The 19,272-nt window shown below is 58.3% G+C and carries 21 protein-coding genes; 11 read left to right on the plus strand and 10 right to left on the minus strand.

Annotation, left to right across the window (positions count from 1 at the left end; genetic code table 11):
• Positions 1-33: 33 nt before the first annotated feature.
• On the plus strand, positions 34-534 hold the full coding sequence (locus tag BLL42_RS22520) for a universal stress protein (protein ID WP_071554312.1): 501 nt from the start codon (positions 34-36) through the stop codon (positions 532-534).
• Positions 535-647: 113 nt separating this feature from the next.
• Entirely contained in the window at positions 648-1,622 is a 975-nt protein-coding gene (gene cysB / locus BLL42_RS22525) for an HTH-type transcriptional regulator CysB (protein WP_071554314.1), read from the plus strand.
• A 49-nt stretch (positions 1,623-1,671) separates the two neighbouring features.
• Here cysB and BLL42_RS22530 read toward each other — a convergent pair whose 3' ends face one another.
• Together BLL42_RS22530 and BLL42_RS22535 are read right to left on the minus strand one after the other, a co-directional pair.
• The gene (locus BLL42_RS22530; RefSeq protein WP_071554315.1) at positions 1,672-2,154 is read right to left on the minus strand and encodes a GreA/GreB family elongation factor; all 483 of its coding nucleotides are present in this window, start codon (positions 2,152-2,154) and stop codon (positions 1,672-1,674) included.
• A 2-nt stretch (positions 2,155-2,156) separates the two neighbouring features.
• The gene (locus BLL42_RS22535; RefSeq protein ID WP_071554316.1) at positions 2,157-2,558 is read right to left on the minus strand and encodes a hypothetical protein; all 402 of its coding nucleotides are present in this window, start codon (positions 2,556-2,558) and stop codon (positions 2,157-2,159) included.
• A gap of 122 nt (positions 2,559-2,680) precedes the next feature.
• Here BLL42_RS22535 and earP point away from each other — a divergent pair, with 122 nt between their 5' ends.
• Entirely contained in the window at positions 2,681-3,814 is a 1,134-nt protein-coding gene (gene earP, locus BLL42_RS22540) for an elongation factor P maturation arginine rhamnosyltransferase EarP (protein ID WP_071554318.1), read from the plus strand.
• 48 nt (positions 3,815-3,862) lie between these two features.
• Positions 3,863-4,432 (plus strand): elongation factor P, encoded by a 570-nt coding sequence (locus BLL42_RS22545; protein ID WP_007943632.1) that lies wholly within the window; start codon positions 3,863-3,865, stop codon positions 4,430-4,432.
• Positions 4,433-4,509: 77 nt separating this feature from the next.
• Here the strand turns inward: BLL42_RS22545 and BLL42_RS22550 are convergent, their stop codons facing one another.
• Together BLL42_RS22550 and BLL42_RS22555 are read right to left on the minus strand one after the other, a co-directional pair.
• Entirely contained in the window at positions 4,510-4,929 is a 420-nt protein-coding gene (locus BLL42_RS22550; protein ID WP_071554320.1) for an organic hydroperoxide resistance protein, read from the minus strand.
• Between the two features lie 216 nt (positions 4,930-5,145).
• Positions 5,146-5,607 (minus strand): MarR family winged helix-turn-helix transcriptional regulator, encoded by a 462-nt coding sequence (locus BLL42_RS22555; RefSeq protein WP_071555829.1) that lies wholly within the window; start codon positions 5,605-5,607, stop codon positions 5,146-5,148.
• Positions 5,608-5,780: 173 nt separating this feature from the next.
• Between BLL42_RS22555 and BLL42_RS22560 the strand changes: the two genes are divergently transcribed.
• Entirely contained in the window at positions 5,781-6,515 is a 735-nt protein-coding gene (locus BLL42_RS22560) for a sulfite exporter TauE/SafE family protein (RefSeq protein WP_174553373.1), read from the plus strand.
• On the opposite strand, the gene BLL42_RS22565 is transcribed toward BLL42_RS22560, so the two are convergent.
• A complete protein-coding gene (locus BLL42_RS22565) occupies positions 6,505-7,359 on the minus strand; it encodes a LysR substrate-binding domain-containing protein (protein ID WP_167368573.1) in 855 nt (284 codons plus the stop codon). The two genes, BLL42_RS22560 and BLL42_RS22565, sit on opposite strands and share 11 nt — an antisense overlap.
• A 97-nt stretch (positions 7,360-7,456) precedes the next feature.
• Here BLL42_RS22565 and BLL42_RS22570 point away from each other — a divergent pair, with 97 nt between their 5' ends.
• Positions 7,457-7,672, plus strand: a complete 216-nt coding sequence (locus tag BLL42_RS22570) for a DUF1127 domain-containing protein (protein WP_071555830.1) — start codon at positions 7,457-7,459, stop codon at positions 7,670-7,672.
• Between the two features lie 64 nt (positions 7,673-7,736).
• A complete protein-coding gene (locus BLL42_RS22575; RefSeq protein ID WP_071554326.1) occupies positions 7,737-8,966 on the plus strand; it encodes a winged helix-turn-helix domain-containing protein in 1,230 nt (409 codons plus the stop codon).
• A gap of 123 nt (positions 8,967-9,089) precedes the next feature.
• On the opposite strand, the gene BLL42_RS22580 is transcribed toward BLL42_RS22575, so the two are convergent.
• Positions 9,090-10,436, minus strand: a complete 1,347-nt coding sequence (locus tag BLL42_RS22580) for a class II 3-deoxy-7-phosphoheptulonate synthase (RefSeq protein ID WP_071554328.1) — start codon at positions 10,434-10,436, stop codon at positions 9,090-9,092.
• 155 nt (positions 10,437-10,591) lie between these two features.
• On the opposite strand from BLL42_RS22580, the gene BLL42_RS22585 reads away from it, so the two are divergent.
• Positions 10,592-11,347, plus strand: coding sequence for a spermidine synthase (locus BLL42_RS22585; RefSeq protein ID WP_071554330.1), 756 nt, complete (start codon positions 10,592-10,594; stop codon positions 11,345-11,347).
• Positions 11,348-11,473: 126 nt separating this feature from the next.
• Here BLL42_RS22585 and BLL42_RS22590 read toward each other — a convergent pair whose 3' ends face one another.
• Entirely contained in the window at positions 11,474-12,265 is a 792-nt protein-coding gene (locus BLL42_RS22590) for a crotonase/enoyl-CoA hydratase family protein (RefSeq protein WP_071554332.1), read from the minus strand.
• 423 nt (positions 12,266-12,688) lie between these two features.
• Here BLL42_RS22590 and BLL42_RS22595 point away from each other — a divergent pair, with 423 nt between their 5' ends.
• On the plus strand, positions 12,689-14,362 hold the full coding sequence (locus BLL42_RS22595; protein WP_054596358.1) for a DEAD/DEAH box helicase: 1,674 nt from the start codon (positions 12,689-12,691) through the stop codon (positions 14,360-14,362).
• 155 nt (positions 14,363-14,517) lie between these two features.
• Here BLL42_RS22595 and BLL42_RS22600 read toward each other — a convergent pair whose 3' ends face one another.
• Entirely contained in the window at positions 14,518-15,285 is a 768-nt protein-coding gene (locus BLL42_RS22600) for a DODA-type extradiol aromatic ring-opening family dioxygenase (RefSeq protein ID WP_071554334.1), read from the minus strand.
• A 103-nt stretch (positions 15,286-15,388) separates the two neighbouring features.
• Between BLL42_RS22600 and BLL42_RS22605 the strand changes: the two genes are divergently transcribed.
• Positions 15,389-16,045, plus strand: a complete 657-nt coding sequence (locus tag BLL42_RS22605) for a thiopurine S-methyltransferase (protein WP_071554336.1) — start codon at positions 15,389-15,391, stop codon at positions 16,043-16,045.
• A 135-nt stretch (positions 16,046-16,180) separates the two neighbouring features.
• On the opposite strand, the gene htpX is transcribed toward BLL42_RS22605, so the two are convergent.
• Together htpX and BLL42_RS22615 are read right to left on the minus strand one after the other, a co-directional pair.
• Entirely contained in the window at positions 16,181-17,068 is an 888-nt protein-coding gene (gene htpX / locus BLL42_RS22610) for a protease HtpX (protein WP_071554338.1), read from the minus strand.
• A gap of 313 nt (positions 17,069-17,381) precedes the next feature.
• A complete protein-coding gene (locus BLL42_RS22615) occupies positions 17,382-18,593 on the minus strand; it encodes a pyridoxal phosphate-dependent aminotransferase (RefSeq protein ID WP_054596362.1) in 1,212 nt (403 codons plus the stop codon).
• A 225-nt stretch (positions 18,594-18,818) separates the two neighbouring features.
• Here BLL42_RS22615 and msrB point away from each other — a divergent pair, with 225 nt between their 5' ends.
• Complete coding sequence (gene msrB, locus BLL42_RS22620) at positions 18,819-19,214, plus strand: peptide-methionine (R)-S-oxide reductase MsrB (RefSeq protein ID WP_071555831.1); 396 nt, start codon at positions 18,819-18,821, stop codon at positions 19,212-19,214.
• Positions 19,215-19,272: the final 58 nt, after the last annotated feature.

Here is a 19,272-nt window from a genome sequence, read left to right on the forward strand (position 1 = left end):
AATCTCCGCCATCCTGGCATTCGAGGAGGTCACATGATTCGTTCGATGCTGTACGCCACTGACCTCGGTCTGTACGCACCCTTTGTGATGCAGCATGCATTGGCATTGGCTCGAACATTTCAAGCCGATCTGTATGTGGTACACGCGGTTGAACCCATGGGGCTTTTTGCCGAATCGGTGTTGCAGAGCTATCTCGACGAGCAAGCCTTGAATGAATTTCACAGCCAGGGTTTGAACACGGTGATGGCCAATATCGAGCAGCGGGTATTCGACAGCTTCCGTGAGGAATTGGGGGAGGGGCAGCAGGATCTGGCGCTGATTCAATCGGTCAGAGTGTTTCAGGGCGATCCGTCGCAGGTCATTCTTGATCAGGCACAGAAACTCTCGGTGGATTTGTTGATCCTGGGAAGTCACAGCCATGGGGCCGGCGGAGAAACACCGTTGGGACGGACCGCTGCGCGCGTGCTGCAGTTATCGCAGGTGCCGGTTTACCTGGTGCCATTGTCGCAGCGTCGGCGTCACGGAGATATTTAAGGCGCGAATGCTGGCCTTTTGATGAAAAAGTTCTAGATTTATTCTTCAAACCATTAATATAGTTATATGCCGTCGCTAATGCCCGTGGCGTCTATCTGCTTTGAGGGATTCATATGAAGCTTCAACAATTGCGCTACATCTGGGAAGTGGCGCACCACGATCTCAACGTTTCCGCTACTGCCCAAAGCCTGTACACCTCGCAGCCGGGCATCAGCAAGCAGATCCGTCTGCTGGAAGACGAGTTGGGTGTCGAGGTTTTCGCGCGCAGCGGCAAACACCTGACCCGAGTGACCCCGGCCGGTGAGCGAATCATCACCACCGCTGGCGAAATTCTGCGCAAGGTCGAAAGCATCAAGCAGATCGCTCAGGAGTTCTCCAACGAGAAGAAAGGCACCCTGTCGATTGCGACCACCCACACCCAGGCGCGTTATGCGCTGCCGCCGGTGATCAGCAATTTCATCAAGCAATACCCGGACGTTGCCCTGCACATGCACCAGGGCTCGCCGATGCAGATCGCCGAAATGGCCGCTGACGGCACTGTGGATTTTGCCATCGCCACCGAAGCGCTGGAGCTGTTCGGTGACCTGGTGATGATGCCGTGCTACCGCTGGAACCGTTGTGTGGTAGTGCCACATGGTCACCCGCTGACCAAGCTGCCGAAGCTGACCCTCGAGGCCTTGGCTGAACACCCGATCGTGACGTACGTGTTCGGTTTCACGGGTCGCTCGAAACTCGACGAAGCCTTCAGCCATCGTGGCCTGACCCCGAAAGTGGTGTTCACCGCCGCCGACGCTGACGTTATTAAAACCTACGTTCGCTTGGGTCTGGGTGTCGGTATCGTGGCGAAAATGGCGGTCGACACCAAACTCGACAACGACCTGGTGGTGCTCGACGCCAGCGAACTGTTCGAATCCAGTGTGACCAAAATCGGTTTCCGTCGTGGGACGTTCCTGCGTGGCTTCATGTGCGATTTCATCGAGAAATTCGCTCCGCACCTGACTCGCGAAGTCATGGCCAAAGCCATTCAGTGCCACAACAAGCAGGAATTGGAAGAACTGTTCGACGGCGTTGAACTACCGGTTCACTGAGTCGATAGTGGCGTGTACGGTTAGTTCGCAGAACTGACCGTACACGCCACTACACTACCTCGGTGACAACAAACTGTTGCCGAGTACCCGCCACGACGATCTCCACCTCGTCACCCTCGAACTTGCCCAGCAGGCTTTTGCCCAGCGGTGAGCGTGGGGTGATGACGGTAATCAACTGCCCTACCAGATCCACCTTCAATCCGGCCGCGTCAGGGGCCAGGAACAGCCACTGCTCGCGTCCCTTTTCGTCTTCCAGACCCAGCAGTACACCGACTTCAATTCCGCGCTGATCGTCATAAGGGCGCAGAGCCAGGTTCTGGCACAGTGTCAGTGACTGCCTGATTTCTTCCACCCGTTTGGCTTGTCCGGCAGCGAGATAAGACGCTTCCAGCCCCAGGGTGTCGTACTTGTTCTCGGCGATGTTTTCTTCGTGGGTCGCGGTTTCGTACGCGGTTTGCGCGGCGCGCTCGGCGATGTCGAGATCGACCGCAAGCTTTTCCAGAATCAGGTGGTGGACGGTCTGTTTGTTCATGTTCAATCGCAGAATTGCAGGACGTTGGCGCGGCTTTTTTCGGTGGGCGCGGTTTGGTCCTGCTGCAGCCAGAACTGGCATTTTGGGCTGGACAGGTTGCGGGTATTGCTGCGCGCCTGATCGAGTGCTTGCTGTTGAGCCTGTTTGCGCAGATTTTCCTTGTACTGTTCGAACATCGGATTCTCGGGTGCCGGTTCAACCGCCGCGGGCTTGGGCTGAGTTATTTGGCGCGCCGCTTCGGCCAGTGGGGCGAGTTGTTCGCTGAACAGCAGTTTCGACAACAGCCAGCAGGTCAGCGCGATGGCCAAAAATCCCAGCCACAATCCCACGGTGATGCTGGCAATCAGTTGCAGCGGACTGAGTGTGATGGATAGCGTTCGGCGAGCGTGTGGACGGTAGGGCATGGCTGCCTCCTGGCGAGGGTTGTGGGCTGCCGCGATTGTCGCATGAAGATTAATCGGCGTCGGCTCTTCTGCACGCAATGATTTATGCGGACAATTAAGGTCTTTGCCCCATGGAGCCTGGAATGAAAGTCGACTGGGATATTTTCTGCAAGGTCGTCGACAACTACGGCGACATCGGCGTGACCTGGCGCCTGGCCAGGCAGTTGGTGGCCGAGCATCACTGCGCGATACGACTGTGGGTCGATGACCTGCGGGCGTTCGAACGCTTGTGTCCGGAACTCGACATCAACGCTGCCCGGCAGTGGCAGCACGGTGTCGAAGTCTGCCATTGGCCGACCGACTGGCAACCGGCAGACGCCGCGGATGTGGTGATCGCTGCGTTCGCCTGTCAGTTGCCGAGTGCTTACATGGAAGCAATGGCCGCTCGCGAAAAGGCTCCGCTGTGGATGAATCTGGATTATTTGAGTGCCGAAGACTGGATCATCGGCTGTCATGGCTTGCCGTCGGTGAAGTACAAACAGGTGCAGAAGTACTTCTTCTTCCCGGGTTTTCAGGTCGGCACTGGCGGCTTGCTGCGTGAGCGCGGGTTGCTGGAACGGCGCGAGCAGTTTCAACACAGCACTGAGGCTCAGCACGAATTCTTGCAAGGGCTGGGCGTCGATCGCACTGACGGAGCACGGCTGATTTCGTTATTTGCCTACGAGAATGTCGGATTGGCCGATTGGCTGGACGTCATGGCGGGCGATGCTCATGCCACTCATCTGCTGGTGCCCGAGGGGCGGATTCTGGGGGACGTCGAGCGTTGGCTGGGTGTCGACGGATTGTCCGTTGGCGCGTTACAGGTGCGCGGTGCGTTGACCGTGCAGGTGTTGCCGTTCGTCCGACAGGATCAATACGACCTGCTGCTATGGAGTTGTGATTTCAACGCGGTGCGTGGGGAGGACTCGTTCGTCCGCGCGCAATGGGCGGCTCGGCCAATGCTGTGGCATATTTATCAACAGGAAGAAGATGTCCACCTGGACAAGCTCGAAGCCTTTCTGACGCTATACACCGCAGGCCTTTCACCTGCCGCAAAAGCGGCACTCGTCGGGTTATGGCGAGCCTGGAACACGGGCGCCGGAATGGCCGAGGCATGGGTTGCGACGCAGGAACACTGGCCAGAACTGCAAAAACACGCCCAGGCATGGTGTCTGGAACAGGCTTCGCAGGCCGATCTTGCTTCGGCGCTGGTACAGTTTTATCTAAATTGGATATGATACGCGGCCTAGATTTTTGTAAATCCCATCCAAATTCGGATATTCGCAATGAAAACTGGTAAAGAACTGAAACCCGGTACGGTGATCCGTCTCGAAAACGACCCTTGGCTGGTTCAGAAAGCTGAATTCACCAAGTCCGGTCGTAACAGCGCGATCATGAAGACCAAGCTGAAAAACCTGCTGACCGGTTACAAGACCGAGATCGTTTACAGCGCCGACGACAAACTGGACGACGTAATCCTCGACCGCAAAGAAGCGACCCTGTCCTTCATCAGCGGCGACACCTACACGTTCATGGACACCACTGACTACACCATGTACGAGCTGAACGCTGAAGACATCGAAGCTGTTCTGCCTTTCGTTGAAGAAGGCATGACCGATGTTTGCGAAGCGATCTTCTTCGAAGAGCGTCTGGTTTCCGTAGAACTGCCGACCACTATCGTGCGTCAGGTTGACTACACCGAAGGTTCCGCTCGCGGTGACACTTCCGGTAAGGTGATGAAGCCTGCCAAACTGAAGAACGGTACCGAGCTGTCGGTTGCTGACTTCATCGAAATCGGCGACATGATCGAGATCGATACCCGCGAAGGCGGTTCTTACAAAGGCCGCGCTAAATAAGCGCAGTTTTTGCAGGAAAAGAAAAAGCCCGACCATTGAGTCGGGCTTTTTTGTGCGCGTCTGTTGGTTGCGGGCACTCAGACAGTGACATGCAGGCGGACGTCTACATTACCGCGAGTGGCGTTGGAGTACGGGCAGACCTGGTGCGCGGCGTCGACCAGCGTCTGGGCGTCGGCGTGTTCCAGGCCCGGCAGGCTGACGTGCAGGTCGATGTCCAGACCGAAGCCACCCGGAATCTGGCCAATGCCGACGTGAGCGGTGATCGAGGCGTCATCAGGAATTTTGCGCTTGGACTGGCTGGCGACGAATTTCAGTGCACCGATGAAGCACGCGGAGTAACCGGCCGCGAACAGTTGCTCAGGATTGGTCGCTGCGCCGCCGGCACCACCGAGTTCTTTTGGCGTGGCGAGTTTGACGTCGAGGATGTTGTCGCTGGAAACGGCACGACCATCACGGCCACCGGTAGCGGTTGCAACGGCGGTATAGAGAGTTTGCATGGTGTGAGCCTCATTCTGGGTTTAAGTATTTTGCGCTAAAGATTTGCGCGCTAAGTAAGTGCGAAATAAATGTAGCTTTCTAATGTTTTGCGCGCAAGATAAATTTTGAATTTTTTAGCAAAGACAAAAAAGATCGTCCGAACGCGGCCCGAACCTCCGGCAGCTACGGTGGATGTGTAGGAGCTGCCGCAGGCTGCGATCTTTTAGGCGGGGAGGTTACAAACTGTCTTGCAGATGACTGCGCAGGTTTTGCAGATCGGCTTGCAGCTTGCGCATCTGCTCCAGGGTCTGGCCGCTGGCACCGAGGATGCACGGCGGAATCTCTCGGGCTTTTTCCCGCAGGGCGCGACCTTGTTCGGTTAGCTCGACAATGACGACGCGTTCATCTTCGCGGCTGCGGGTACGGCTTAGCAGGCCTTCCACTTCCAGGCGTTTGAGCAGCGGCGTCAGTGAGCCAGGGTCGGTCAGCAGGCGTGTGCTGATTTCGCCGACGGTCAGCCCGTCGCGTTCCCACAACACCATCATTGCCAGGTATTGCGGATAGGTCAGGCCGAGCGCTTGCAGCAAGGGTTTGTAAACCTTGGTCATCAGCAGTGAAGTGGAGTGCAGGGCAAAGCACAGCTGGTTATTCAGCAGCAGGTTGTCGCAGTTGTCTTGGGTGGTGCTTTGGGTGGTCATGTTCAAGCCTTGATCATTGATCTTCATGAATCTAGCGGGCGAGCCTTTAATGCACCAGATAATTATCACCTACAGCCGGCCGAAGTCTCTTTACTGTGCGTTTCCCTGCCAGAGCCGACTGCGTAGGATGCGAGGTCTGATGTGAGGGGAAGTCGCCTGTGATTGAGTTAATGATGTATCTGGTGCTCGGCGCTGCCTTGGGCACCGTGGGCGGTCTGTTCGGGATTGGCGGTGGTTTGATCGCGATTCCCGCGCTCGGCGTGTTGTTCGGTCTGGACCAGCAAATTGCTCAAGGCACGGCGCTGGTGATGGTGGTGCCGAACGTGATGCTGGCGCTGTGGCGTTATCACCAACGCAATCGCATCGAACTGCGTCACGCATTGCCGCTGGCTTCGATGGGCTTTTGCTTTGCCTGGATCGGCTCGATCTGGGCGGTGGGCGTTGATGCGCAGGTGATGCGCATCGGTTTCGTGGCGTTCCTGATCGCCTTGTCGGTCTACAACCTGCTGCGCATGTTCATCGCCACTGCGCCGGTCGCGTCGCAGATGCGTTACTCATGGCCCTGGCTGGGGGTGCTGGGCGCAGCATCGGGCACCATGGGCGGGTTGTTCGGCGTTGGCGGTGCGGTGGTGGCGACGCCGGTGCTCACCAGCCTGTTTGGCACCACACAAGTGGTGGCCCAAGGATTGTCACTGGCGCTGGCCTTGCCCAGCACCGGCGTCACGCTGGTGACTTACGCGGTCCATCATCAAGTGAACTGGAACATCGCGCTGCCCATGGCGGCCGGCGGGTTGCTGAGCATCAGTTGGGGCGTGAAGATCGCCCACGCCATGCCGGAGCGGTTACTGCGCGGGTTGTTCTGCGGCTTTCTGGTGCTCTGCGCGGTGATGCTCGCTTTTAAAGTTTGAAGCCTTCGACAATGTGTTCCGCCAGGCACTCGGTGATGGGCGAAGGGTTGTTCAGGTTGCGCACCAGCATGATGCTGGCCTCGGGCAACAGGGGCAGGCCTTCAGCCTCGCCGAGGATGCGCATGTCTTCAGTGATCAGGCTTTCCAGTTGCGCGGTGACCGCCAACCCGGCGCTGACCACCGCCATGATCGCCGACAGGCTCGAACTGTTGTAGGCGATCCGATACTCACGCCCGGAAGCGTCCAGCGCATTGCAGGCCCAAAGCCTGCAAAAACAATCACTGTTGAACATCGCCAGGGGCAACGGCGTCTGCTCGTTGGGGCTGAAGCACTGCGCCTGCGCCCAGACAAATCGTTCCTTGCGCAGCAACTGGCCGATCTCGCTGCCGGGTTCGCGGGTGACGATCGACAGGTCCAGGTCCTGACGCAGCAGTAGCTGCTTGGATGACTCGCAATGGACTTCGATCTGGATCAGCGGGTAGGCCTGGGCAAAGCGCGAGAGAATTCCCGGCAAGAAGCGCATGACATAGTCATCCGGGGTGCCGATGCGCACTGTGCCGACCATGTGCGGCTCACGCAGTGTGTTGAAGACTTCGCTGTGGAGTTTCAGGATCCGTCGGGCATAACCGAGTAGCACCTGGCCCTCGGCGGTCAGCTTCACCTGGCGGCCGTCGCGCTGAAACAACTGGCGTTGCAGCACGTCCTCTTCCAGCCGTTTCATCTGCATGCTCACCGCCGATTGCGTGCGATTCACCAACTCGCCAGCGCGGGTGAAACCACCTTGGTCGGCAATCGCGACGAAGGTGCGCAGGACTTCCGTATCGATACTCGGGTAGTGGCTCAATTCATCAATCTCCGAGATGTATTGCATAAGAAACATTCGTTGGATTGATCTTAGCGCCGGCGCGAGACTTCAGTCATCAACAACGGAGGGCAAGATGATGAAAGGTCAAAAAGGTTATGTGCTGGTTGGAAAGTTTCATGGGTTTTCTTTGAGCCATTGGCTGGAAAAAATCGTCCGCTGGCATGAGCTCCACCGTGAGCGCACATGGCTGGCCAGCATGAGTGACGAAGCGCTCAAGGATATCGGTATCAGTCGAGCGGATGTCGAACATGAAGTCTTCCGGCCATTCTGGGATGACCCGATGCGCAAATGAGTACCGAACAACTACACAGCCGGCTTCACACTGAGGTAGTTTGCGAGCAGACAAGGAGATGCACATGCCCGCAGAACTGTCTTTATCTCTCAAACAGGCTCGGCGTCTGGCGCTGGCTGCCCAGGGTTTCTCGGGGCGCCAGCCGCCAGCGCTGGTCAAGCCCGCTCAGCTCAACCGCCTGATCGAACGCTTGGGCATTCTGCAAATCGATTCGGTCAACGCACTGGTGCGCTCGCACTATCTTCCGCTGTTCTCCCGTCTTGGCAACTACTCTGCCGACTTGCTCGACCAAGCCGCCTGGAGCCAGGGCCGACGGCGCACGTTGTTCGAATATTGGGGGCATGAAGCGTCGCTGTTGCCGCTGTCGATGTATCCCTTGATGCGTTGGCGCATGCAGCGTGCGGCGCAAGGCGAGGGGATTTATCAGCAGTTGGCGCGTTTCGGTCGCGAACAGCAAGAGACCATTCGCCGCGTCCTGGCCTCGGTCCAGGAGCTGGGTGCGCTCGGCGCCGGCAGTTTGTCAACGCGTCAGGAACGGGCTGGTCCCTGGTGGGACTGGAGTGCTGAAAAGCATGCGCTGGAATGGTTGTTTGCTGCCGGCGAAGTGACGGTAGCGGGGCGTCGAGGTTTTGAGCGTCTTTACGACTTGCCGGAACGGGTGATCCCCGAATCGCTGCTCAAGCAACCGTTGCTCGGCGAAACCGAGGCGCAACGCGGTTTGCTGCTGCATGCCGCCAATGCGCTGGGTGTCGGCACGGAAAAGGATCTGCGCGACTATTTTCGCTTGAGTCTGACTGAGTGCCGCAACGGTCTGGTCGAGCTGGTTGAAAATGGCGAGTTGCTGGTGTGTGAAGTGCAGGGCTGGAAGCAGCCGGCGTACTGCCTGCCGGACCCAAAATTGCCGCGTAAGGTCGAGGCCAGTGCGTTGCTTTCACCGTTTGATTCGTTGATCTGGGAGCGCAGTCGAACCGAGCGGCTGTTCGATTTTCGATATCGGCTGGAAATTTATACGCCGCCAGGCAAACGGGTTTACGGCTATTACGTGTTGCCGTTTTTGCACAACGAACGGATTGCCGCGCGGGTTGATCTTCGAGCGGAGCGGGCGTTGGGTCGGTTGGCGGTACATGCGGTGCATGAAGAAGAACAAGGGTTGGATGAGGAGGGGATGCAGGCGTTGGCGGCGAGTCTGCGGCAGATGGCGGATTGGTTGGGGTTGGCCGAGATTCAGTTGAGTTGCCCGCGGGCGAGTGCGGCGCGGTTGCGGGTGGCGTTTGCGCAGATTGAGGGTGATTGAGCGGGTCTTTTCGCGGATAAACCGTCTCTCTTGTAGGCGCTGCCGCAGGCTGCGATCTTTTGGCGGTCTTGAATCAAAACAAGATAAAGATCAAAAGATCGCAGCCTGCGGCAGCTCCTACACTCAGCGGCGAACCTGCTTCAGGGTCTCAGCAATCAAGAACGCCAGTTCCAGCGACTGATCGGCATTCATCCTCGGGTCGCAATGGGTGTGGTAACGGTCCGACAAACCATCTTCGGTAATCGGCCGTGCGCCGCCGATGCATTCGGTGACGTTCTGCCCGGTCATCTCGATGTGAATGCCACCGGCATACGTGCCTTCAGCTTCGTGGACCTGGAAGAACTGCTTCACCTCGCCGAGGATCTGCGCAAAATCCCGGGTCTTGTAGCCGCTGCTGGCCTTGATGGTGTTGCCGTGCATCGGGTCGGAACTCCAGAGCACCTTCTTGCCTTCGCGTTCGACCGCACGAATCAGTTGTGGCAGATGGTCGCCAACCTTGTTTGCGCCCATGCGCGCGATCAGGTTCAGGCGGCCTGGATCGTTGTCCGGGTTCAGCGCATCGATCAGGCGAATCAGTTCTTCGGTGTTCATGGTCGGGCCGACCTTGACCCCGATCGGGTTGTTCACCCCGCGCAGGAACTCGACATGAGCGCCGTCGAGTTGACGCGTGCGATCGCCGATCCATAGCATGTGCGCCGAGCAATCGTAGTAATCGTTGGTCAGGCTGTCGCGGCGTACGAAGGCCTCTTCGTAGTTCAACAGCAGCGCCTCGTGGGCGGTGAAGAAACTGGTTTCGCGCAGTTGCGGCGAGCTGTCCATGCCGCAGGCGCGCATGAACGCCAGGGTTTCATCAATGCGGTCGGCCAGGTGGCTGTACTTTTCTGCCAGCGCCGAGTTGGCGATGAAGTCCAGGTTCCATTTATGCACTTGATGCAGGTCGGCAAACCCACCCTGGGCAAAGGCCCGCAGCAGGTTCAGGGTCGCGGTGGACTGGTGATAGGACTGCAACAGGCGATCCGGGTCCGGCACGCGGCTTTTTTCGTCGAAGCCGATACCGTTGACGATGTCGCCTCGGTAGGCCGGCAGCGTCACGCCGTTGATGGTTTCGTCATTGGCCGAACGCGGCTTGGCAAATTGCCCGGCCATACGCCCGACCTTTACCACCGGGCAGCCGGCGGCGAAGGTCATGACGATCGCCATTTGCAACAGGACTTTGAAGGTGTCGCGGATTTTCGCCGCCGAGAACTCGGCGAAGCTTTCCGCGCAATCGCCGCCTTGCAGCAGAAACGCCCGGCCCTGAGTCACCTCGGCAAACTGACGGCGCAACTCCCGGGCCTCACCGGCAAACACCAATGGCGGATAACTGGCCAGGCTTTGCTCGACCTGTCGCAAATGCGCAGCATCAGGGTAGTGGGGTTGTTGCTGGATCGGCAGGGCGCGCCAGCTGTCAGGGCTCCAGGGTTGGCTCATCATGGACTCTAGTGTTTTACGATCGGACCTTCATGTTATCAGCAATTAGTGCGTGACCTGTTCCCGAAGCTTGGCGGACAATCGCGTCTTTGCCGCGCCAAGCGGAACGAATGATTGCGTTGCCGGGGATCAGCCCACAACGACCAGGAGACGAAATGACTGAGGAGCGCGTCGAGCATCTGCTCGCCGAGGTGCACGATGAATTCGGCATGATCCGGGTGCTGGAAGTGGCGGATTATCGTTTTCTCGAATTTGGCGACGCCATCGAGCAGAGCTGCGTGTTCACCGCCGACCCGAGCTGGCTCGAGTACGACTACACCCGCGCGATGCTGATTGGCGCGCTGTGCCATGAACAACCGGAAAGCGCGCTGTTTCTTGGTCTGGGTGCGGGCACCCTGACTCAGGCGTGCCTGAAGTTCCTGCCGCTGGAAGACGTCGAAGCGATCGAGTTGCGCCCGGACGTACCACGCCTGGCCATCGAGTACCTGGGGCTGGACGACGATCCTCGTCTGTATATTCGCATCGGCGACGCCCTCGAGTTGCTCGAGACGGCGGAGTCGGCGGATCTGATTTTCGTCGACCTTTATACCGATGTCGGTCCGGGTGTCGGTCATTTGGCCTGGGGGTTTCTGGAAAACTGTCAGAAACGCCTGAATCCAGGCGGCTGGCTGGTGATCAATCAATGGGCGACCGATGACGGCAAGCCGCTGGGCGCGGCATTACTGCGCGGGCTCTATCACCGACATTATTGGGAACTGCCGGTGAAGGAGGGAAATGTGATCCTGATCGTGCCATCCGACCTTGACCAGGAACTGGACATGCAAGGGTTGACCGCCCGAGCTGAAGCACTGGCGCCTCGGTTGGGTTACTCGTTGCAGTCGCTGATCAAGGCGATTCGCCCCGCCACCTGAAGGTCGCGCAAGTTCGGTGGAAGGAACCTCCCGTAGGAGCTGCCGCAGGCTGCGATCTTTTGACCTTGATCTTCAGCGCACTTGAAGGAGCAAAAGATCGCAGCCTGCGGCAGCTCCTACAGCTCCTCAGTGCCCTTTGAAGATTCCGGGGCGCTTTTCGATCATTGATCGCACACCCTCCTTGGCGTCTTCGCTGTTGAGCAACTTCTTGACCAGCGGTGGCAAACCCAATGCCGCCGCTGTTTCGCCCTCCAGGTGAGCCTGGCGTGCGGACTGCAAGGTCGCCTGAACGCCCAGCGGTGCCTGCCGGGCGATGCGTTCTGCCAACTCGATCGCACGAGGTAACAGGTCTTCGCTGGCCATCACTTCTTGCACCAACCCCAGGCGCAAGGCTTCATGGGCATCGAACTCATCGCCGGTCAGCAGCCAGCGCATGGCATTGCCCCAACCGGCTATCTGATGCAGGCGCAGGGTTGCACCGCCAAAGGGGAAGATGCCGCGCTGCACTTCCATTTGTGCAAAACGGGTGTTGCTGGCGCAGAGATTGATATCGGCAGCCAGCATCAGCTCGATGCCGATGGTCAGGCAATAGCCCTGAGCCGCAACAATCACCGGTTTGCTGACCCTGGGGCCAACGAACACGCCCCACGGATCGCAACCGTCGGCCGGAGCTTGCCAGCCTTCGGCCAACGCAGCGCTGACGTTCGCCAGGTCGAGCCCGGCGGTAAAGTGCTCGCCATGACCGAACACCACCGCGACGCGGGCCTCGCTGTCGGCCTCGAACTCGCCATAGGCCAGGCTCAGCGCGTTGAGCAAATCGAGGTCAAACGCATTGCGCTTGGCCACCCGGTCCAGCCCGATCAACAGGACATGACCGCGCCGTTCTCGGGTGACACGACTGCAATCAGGCTGATTCATGGGGCATTTCCTCGGACGGGGAAGGGGGGGCTCAGACCAAAGGTCATGGCCTGAAAGATGAACCGTTTCAGTGTCATGACCAACGGGGCCGGGCCTTTGAAAAATAGACCGCCACGCGATTATCCGCAAAGCCTGTGACACTCCTGCGTCTACAGGCTTTTTCCGATAAATAAAGCTCCCTTTTTTGGCGAATTCCGGTATAGTGCGCGCCGGTCTTTAGCCAGGCCGCGTTCAGGTAGCGCAATTCCCCGAAGTCAGCTTCGGCTGCACGTCCGCACAGCGGACTCTTCCTTGACGAATCTTTTTCATTCATTCGTTTTCGCAAATCCCCGCCGACAAAGCAGCCAGGGCGACTCTTGAGTCTTACACGGCATGCGCAGCTTTGGAGCATGGGTCTTTGCGGATGCACTTTGAGGCAGACCCATGACCCAGGAAACCGGCGGCTTCGCCGCTTTTAATCTTAATCCGAATATTCTTGCAGCCGTCATTGCGACTGGCTACGAAGAGCCTTCGGCTATTCAGCAGCAATCGATCCCGATCATTATGGCCGGTCACGACATGATTGGTCAGGCGCAAACCGGTACGGGTAAAACCGCTGCGTTCGCCCTGCCGATCCTGCATCGCATCGATCCTGCTAAGCGCGAACCGCAAGCCCTGATCCTGGCGCCAACCCGTGAGTTGGCGCTGCAAGTAGCAACCGCTTTCGAAACCTACGCCAAGCAAATGCCGGGCGTTACTGTTGTGGCCGTTTACGGCGGCGCGCCGATGGGCCCGCAACTGAAAGCAATCCGTAATGGCGCACAGATCGTTGTCGCCACTCCGGGCCGTCTGTGCGACCACCTGCGTCGTGACGAAAAAGTTCTGGCGACCGTGAACCACCTGGTTCTCGACGAAGCCGACGAAATGCTCAAGCTGGGTTTCATGGATGACCTGGAAGTTATCTTCAAGGCCTTGCCAGCAACCCGTCAGACCGTATTGTTCTCGGCCACCCTGCCGCAGTCGATCCGTGCCATTGCCGAGCGCCATCTGCGCGATCCGCAGCATGTGAAGATCCAGACCAAGACTCAGACCGTTACCGCGATCGAACAGGCTCACCTGTTGGTTCACGCTGACCAGAAGACCTCGGCTGTATTGAGCCTGCTGGAAGTGGAAGATTTCGACGCGCTGATCATGTTCGTGCGTACCAAACAAGCCACCCTGGACCTGGCCAGTGCCCTGGAAGCCAAAGGCTACAAAGCCGCTGCGCTGAACGGTGACATTGCTCAGAACCAACGTGAGCGCGTGATCGAATCCCTCAAGGATGGTCGTCTGGACATCGTTGTGGCGACCGACGTTGCTGCGCGTGGTCTGGACGTTCCGCGTATCACTCACGTTTTCAACGTTGATATGCCGTACGACCCGGAATCCTACGTTCACCGTATCGGCCGTACTGGCCGTGCCGGTCGCGAAGGTCGTGCACTGCTGCTGGTGACTCCACGTGAGCGCCGCATGCTGCAAGTGATCGAGCGTGTAACCGGTCAGAAGGTTGCTGAAGTTCGCCTGCCGGACGCTCAAGCCGTTCTCGATGCGCGCATCAAGAAGCTGACCAACAGCCTGTCGCCGCTGGTGGCCGATGCCGAATCGACTCACGGTGATCTGCTGGATCGTCTGACTGCCGACATCGGTTGCACCCCGCGTGCACTGGCCGCTGCTCTGCTGCGCAAGGCTACTAACGCTCAAGCACTGACTCTGGCTGCCATCGAGAAAGAACGTCCACTGGTGCCGAACAACGCACCGCGTGGCGATCGTCCAGAGCGTACCGGTGATCGTCCGGACCGTGGTGACCGCGAGCGTCGCGCTCCGATCCCACTGGCCGAAGGCCGTGCTCGTTGCCGTACCGCACTGGGTGCGCGTGATGGTATCGCTGCCAAAAACCTGCTGGGCGCCATTCTCAACGAAGGTGGTCTGGCTCGCGAAGCAATCGGTCGTATCCAGGTGCGTGACAGCTTCAGCCTGGTCGAGTTGCCGGAAGATGGTCTGGAGCGTCTGCTGACCAAACTGAAGGACACTCGTGTTGCCGGTAAGCAGCTGAAACTGCGTCGCTATCGCGAAGATTGATCCGCTCTCGGGCTGATTGATCGCACATAAAAAATCCCCGACTGGTTCGGGGATTTTTTTGCCTGTGAAAAAAGATCGCAGCCTGCGGCAGCTCCTACAGAGGAATGCGTTCTCATGTAGGAGCTGCCGCAGGCTGCGATCTTTTGATCTTGGCGTTATCCGAAACGATAGATGTCCATACCCAGCGCACCCATGGTGAAGCCTTGATGGACGATGCTGAACTCACCGCCAGCACCGCGAGCGAAGTACAGCGGCAGCAAGTGTTCGTCGCTGGGATGACTGCGCACGGCATTCGGGGCTTGCCGGCGATAATCGTGCAGGGCGGCTTCGTCGTTTGCGGCGAGCTTTTCAATGATCCAGTCACGAAAGGCTTTGGCCCAGGGTTCGACGCTTTCCGGGCCGGCATGCCAGTCCAGTTCGCGCAGGTTGTGGGTAATGCTGCCGGAACCAATCAGCAGCACGCCTTGCTCGCGCAGGCTGGACAAGGCATGACCGACGCGGGTTTGCAGGGCAGGACCGAGGCGACTTGGCAGTGACACTTGCACCACGGGAATGTCGGCCCGGGGATACATCAGAGACAGCGGCACCCAAACACCATGATCGAACGGGCGCTGGCTATCGAGCTGTGCTGGCAAGCCATCCGCCTTGAGTAATCCGGCGACCTGCGCCGCGAGTTCCGGCTGGCCGGGTGCGGGGTATTGCACCGCGAACAGTGCGGCGGGGAATCCGCCGAAGTCGTGCCAGGTTTCCGGTTGTTCAGCGCTGCCGACGTGCAGGTCCTGGCTTTCCCAGTGTGCGGAAACGATCACGATGGCCTTGGGCTTCGGCAGCTCGCTGGCCAGGTGGGCCAGCGCCGGGCCACTGGCGCCAGGCTCCAGTGCAAGCATGGGTGAGCCGTGAGAGATAAACAGGCTGGGGAACATGAGTAAGGTCCTGAGCGTTAAGATGGGAACATCTTCAGTCAGATCATTGATCTAAATCTAATATAAGTTTTAGGGCATATAGATCGAATTATCAGGGGGATTTATGCAGCCGGAGTTTTGGCAAAAGCGTTGGGAGCTCAATCAGATCGGTTTCCATCAGTCAGAGGTTAATCCTTATTTGCAGCAATACTGGCCGCAATTGAATCTGACGGAGGGCTCGCAGGTACTGGTGCCGCTCTGTGGGAAAAGTCTTGATCTCGTCTGGCTGGCAGGGCAGGGACACCCGGTGTTGGGCGTCGAGTTATCGGAAAAGGCCGTGGAGGAATTTTTCCGTGAGCAGGAACTGACGCCGCAGATCACCGAACGAGGTGCATTCAAGGTTTACCGGGCGGGGTCCCTCGCGTTGTGGTGCGGAGATTTTTTCGGCCTGACCGCAGACGATGTGGCCGATTGTGCGGCCGTCTATGATCGGGCGGCGCTGATTGCCTTGCCGCCGCCCATGCGCGAGCAATACGCAGCGCACTTGAGCCGGATTTTGCCGTCAGCCTGTGAGGGCTTGTTGATTACGATGGACTACGATCAGGCGCAGATGGCTGGACCACCGTTTTCTGTGAGGGATGACGATGTGCAGGCGTTGCTGGCGGGGCGCTGGCAGCTTGATTTCTGTGAGGTGCGGGACATTCTGGGGGAGAGCTGGAAGTTCCTCCAGGCCGGCGTTACGCGGCTTGAAGAGCGGGTTTATAGATTGATGGCTCGCTAAACAGCAAAAGATCGCAGGCTTCGCCAGCTCCTGCAGAAGAACATTCCACTGTAGGAGCTGGCGAAGCCTGCGATCTTTTGATCTTCAAGGCATAAAAAGGAGCGACCTAGTCGCCCCTTTTTACCGAAGGATCTGTCAGCCGCGACGACGCAGTGCGTCGATACGCTCTTCCAGTGGCGGGTGGCTCATGAACATGCGAGCGAACCCTTGCTTGATGCCACCGTTGATGCCGAAGGCATTCAGGGTGTCCGGCATGTGTACCGGCAGGCCTTGTTCCGAGCGCAAGCGCTGCAGGGCGCCGATCATGGCGCTGGTGCCGGCCAGGCGGGCGCCAGCTTCGTCTGCGCGGAATTCGCGTTTACGCGAGAACCACATGACGATCGAACTGGCCAGGAAGCCCAGTACCAGTTCGGCGAAGATGGTCGCGACATAGTAGGCAATGCCTTGGCCTTCTTCGTTTTTGAAGATCACCTTGTCGACGAAATTACCGATGATCCGCGCGAAGAACATTACGAAGGTGTTCACCACGCCCTGAATCAGTGCCAGCGTCACCATGTCGCCATTGGCCACGTGACCAATTTCGTGGGCCAGAACGGCTTTCACTTCATCGGGCGAAAAACGCTCGAGCAAGCCTTGGCTGACCGCGACCAGCGCATCGTTCTTGTTCCAGCCGGTGGCGAAGGCGTTAGCCTCGTACGCCGGGAAAATCCCGACTTCAGGCATCTTGATTCCGGCTTCGCGGGACAGCTGCTCGACGGTTTGCAGCAGCCATTGTTCATGGCGAGTGCGCGGCTGGCTGATGATTTGGGTGCTGGTGCTCATTTTCGCCATCCACTTGGAGATGAACAGCGAGAACAGCGAGCCGGCGAAACCAAAGACCGCACAGAAAATCAGCAGCTGATTGAGGTTGAGATCAACCCCATTGGCCGCCATGAACCCGTTGAAGCCGAATAGGCTCAGGGTGATGCTGGCAATCAGCACGACCGCCAGGTTAGTGGCCAAAAACAGCAGGATGCGCATCATGGTTGTAGAAATCTCCTCGTGCTAAATATGTAGCGTACTGCGGGGTATATAAGGTGCCGCGCCGGGCTATTCAACCGGGTGACTATTTCAAACTGTGTCCTACAGCTGGATTCTAGACGCTTGCAGGACATTTCTGACGTCACCTGAAGAGATAGTTGGCTGGATTTTGCTTTCACAAGTCCCGCCGCTATTAGGCGTAACCGGCAGTTGCGTAAATCCGCCAGCACTCAAGGCGCTGTCGCAGTCGAAGAGTGGAGATATGTTGCTGAATTAATCGCCGAGGGCCTTTTAGAGGCCCTTGGCGTCATAGCGCTTACTGGCGATAGGACTTGAGGAAGTTGCCGATCCGACCGATAGCCATGTCCAGGTCGTCCACCCGTGGCAGAGTCACGACGCGGAAGTGGTCCGGCCACGGCCAGTTGAAGGCTGTGCCCTGGACCACCAGCAGTTTTTCCGAGAGCAGCAGGTCGAGAACGAACTTTTCATCGTTGTGGATCGGGCAGACTTTAGGGTCGATCCGCGGGAAGGCGTAGAGCGCGCCCATCGGTTTGACACAGCTGACGCCCGGGATGTCGTTGAGCAGTTCCCAGGTACGGTTGCGCTGTTCAAGCAGGCGCCCTTGCGGCAGTACCAGATCATTGATGCTCTGATAACCGCCCAGTGCGGTCTGGATCGCATGCTGGCTTGGCACGTTGGCGCACAGGCGCATGTTGGCCAGCATGTCGATGCCTTCGATGTAGCTTTGGGCATGATGCTTGGGGCCGGAAATGGCGATCCAGCCGGAGCGGAAACCGGCAACCCGATAGGACTTGGACAGACCGTTGAAGGTCAGACACAGCAGGTCCGGCGCCAGGGATGCGGTGCAGATGTGCACGGCATCGTCGTACAGAATCTTGTCGTAGATCTCGTCGGAGAACACCACCAGGTTGTGCTGGCGAGCCAGTTCCAGCATGCCCAGCAGGACTTCTTTGGAATACACCGCACCGGTAGGGTTGTTCGGGTTGATGATGACCAACGCCTTGGTGTTCGGGGTGATCTTGGCCTTGATGTCGGCCAGGTCTGGCCACCAGTTGGCTTGCTCGTCGCACAGGTAGTGCACCGGATTACCGCCAGCCAGGCTGACCGCTGCGGTCCACAGCGGATAGTCGGGGGCCGGAACCAGCACTTCGTCGCCGTTGTTGAGCAGAGCCTGCATCGACATCACGATCAGCTCGGAAACGCCGTTGCCCAGGTAGATGTCTTCGATGCCGACACCTTCTACCTGTTTTTGCTGGTAATACTGCATGACGGCCTTGCGCGCACTGAACAGGCCTTTGGAGTCGCTGTAGCCTTGGGCGGTCGGCAGGTTGCGGATCACGTCCTGGAGGATTTCATCGGGCGCTTCGAAACCAAAAGGCGCCGGGTTGCCAATGTTCAGCTTGAGGATGCGATGGCCTTCCTCTTCCAGGCGTTTGGCGTGCTTGAGCACTGGGCCGCGAATGTCGTAGCAGACGTTGGCGAGCTTGTTCGATTTGCTGACCTGCATGGCGATGTGTTCCCGAAAATGAACGATCCAGACGCTGTATGAACTACCGTACTGGGAATCCTGTGTTTTCACACTGGCCCGGCGCCTTGGGGTTAGCGCACCAAAATCCGTTTGAATGCGTGTAACGCGGCTGCCAGACTGGCATTTAACGAGGCGCAATCATACGTGCCGCCTGATCCGTGGAAAAGGTACAGATCAGGCTTTTTCCGATGCAGAGGTATGACGATGGAAAAGTTGGAAAAAACCCTGGAAGAATGGCGCGCGATGCTCGACCCGGAGCAGTACAACGTTTGTCGTCTGAAGGGCACCGAGCGGCCGTTCTCGGGCCAGTACAACGGCACTAAAACCGAGGGTGTCTATCACTGCATCTGCTGCAACGAACCGCTGTTCGATTCAAAAGCCAAGTTCGATTCAGGCTGTGGCTGGCCGAGCTTCTATGAGCCGATCGGCGAGAGCGCCATGATCGAGATTCGCGATATCAGCCACGGCATGATTCGTACCGAGGTGGTCTGCGCCAAGTGCGACGCACACTTGGGGCATGTATTCCCGGATGGCCCGCCGCCGACCGGCCTGCGGTATTGCATCAATTCGGTGTGCCTGGACCTGGTGCCGCGCTCGTGATGCGAGCCATGTAGGAGCTGCCGCAGGCTGCGATCTTTTGATCTTTCGCTTTGGACTC

The sequence above is a fragment of the Pseudomonas frederiksbergensis genome, assembly GCF_001874645.1.
Classification (GTDB): Bacteria; Pseudomonadota; Gammaproteobacteria; order Pseudomonadales; family Pseudomonadaceae; genus Aquipseudomonas; species Aquipseudomonas frederiksbergensis_B.

Excerpts from the sequence above, each read along its gene's own strand:
- BLL42_RS22545 (WP_007943632.1), top strand. The coding sequence starts at position 3,863 with ATGAAAACTGGTAAAGAACTGAAACCCGGTACGGTGATCCGTCTCGAA.
- BLL42_RS22615 (WP_054596362.1), bottom strand. The coding sequence starts at position 18,593 with ATGCAGGTCAGCAAATCGAACAAGCTCGCCAACGTCTGCTACGACATT.
- htpX (WP_071554338.1), bottom strand. The coding sequence starts at position 17,068 with ATGATGCGCATCCTGCTGTTTTTGGCCACTAACCTGGCGGTCGTGCTG.
- cysB (WP_071554314.1), top strand. The coding sequence starts at position 648 with ATGAAGCTTCAACAATTGCGCTACATCTGGGAAGTGGCGCACCACGAT.
- BLL42_RS22575 (WP_071554326.1), top strand. The coding sequence starts at position 7,737 with ATGCCCGCAGAACTGTCTTTATCTCTCAAACAGGCTCGGCGTCTGGCG.
- BLL42_RS22595 (WP_054596358.1), top strand. The coding sequence starts at position 12,689 with ATGACCCAGGAAACCGGCGGCTTCGCCGCTTTTAATCTTAATCCGAAT.
- BLL42_RS22580 (WP_071554328.1), bottom strand. The coding sequence starts at position 10,436 with ATGAGCCAACCCTGGAGCCCTGACAGCTGGCGCGCCCTGCCGATCCAG.
- BLL42_RS22570 (WP_071555830.1), top strand. The coding sequence starts at position 7,457 with ATGAAAGGTCAAAAAGGTTATGTGCTGGTTGGAAAGTTTCATGGGTTT.
- earP (WP_071554318.1), top strand. The coding sequence starts at position 2,681 with ATGAAAGTCGACTGGGATATTTTCTGCAAGGTCGTCGACAACTACGGC.
- BLL42_RS22520 (WP_071554312.1), top strand. The coding sequence starts at position 34 with ATGATTCGTTCGATGCTGTACGCCACTGACCTCGGTCTGTACGCACCC.
- msrB (WP_071555831.1), top strand. The coding sequence starts at position 18,819 with ATGGAAAAGTTGGAAAAAACCCTGGAAGAATGGCGCGCGATGCTCGAC.
- BLL42_RS22600 (WP_071554334.1), bottom strand. The coding sequence starts at position 15,285 with ATGTTCCCCAGCCTGTTTATCTCTCACGGCTCACCCATGCTTGCACTG.
- BLL42_RS22550 (WP_071554320.1), bottom strand. The coding sequence starts at position 4,929 with ATGCAAACTCTCTATACCGCCGTTGCAACCGCTACCGGTGGCCGTGAT.
- BLL42_RS22560 (WP_174553373.1), top strand. The coding sequence starts at position 5,781 with ATGTATCTGGTGCTCGGCGCTGCCTTGGGCACCGTGGGCGGTCTGTTC.
- BLL42_RS22530 (WP_071554315.1), bottom strand. The coding sequence starts at position 2,154 with ATGAACAAACAGACCGTCCACCACCTGATTCTGGAAAAGCTTGCGGTC.
- BLL42_RS22555 (WP_071555829.1), bottom strand. The coding sequence starts at position 5,607 with ATGACCACCCAAAGCACCACCCAAGACAACTGCGACAACCTGCTGCTG.
- BLL42_RS22585 (WP_071554330.1), top strand. The coding sequence starts at position 10,592 with ATGACTGAGGAGCGCGTCGAGCATCTGCTCGCCGAGGTGCACGATGAA.
- BLL42_RS22590 (WP_071554332.1), bottom strand. The coding sequence starts at position 12,265 with ATGAATCAGCCTGATTGCAGTCGTGTCACCCGAGAACGGCGCGGTCAT.
- BLL42_RS22605 (WP_071554336.1), top strand. The coding sequence starts at position 15,389 with ATGCAGCCGGAGTTTTGGCAAAAGCGTTGGGAGCTCAATCAGATCGGT.
- BLL42_RS22535 (WP_071554316.1), bottom strand. The coding sequence starts at position 2,558 with ATGCCCTACCGTCCACACGCTCGCCGAACGCTATCCATCACACTCAGT.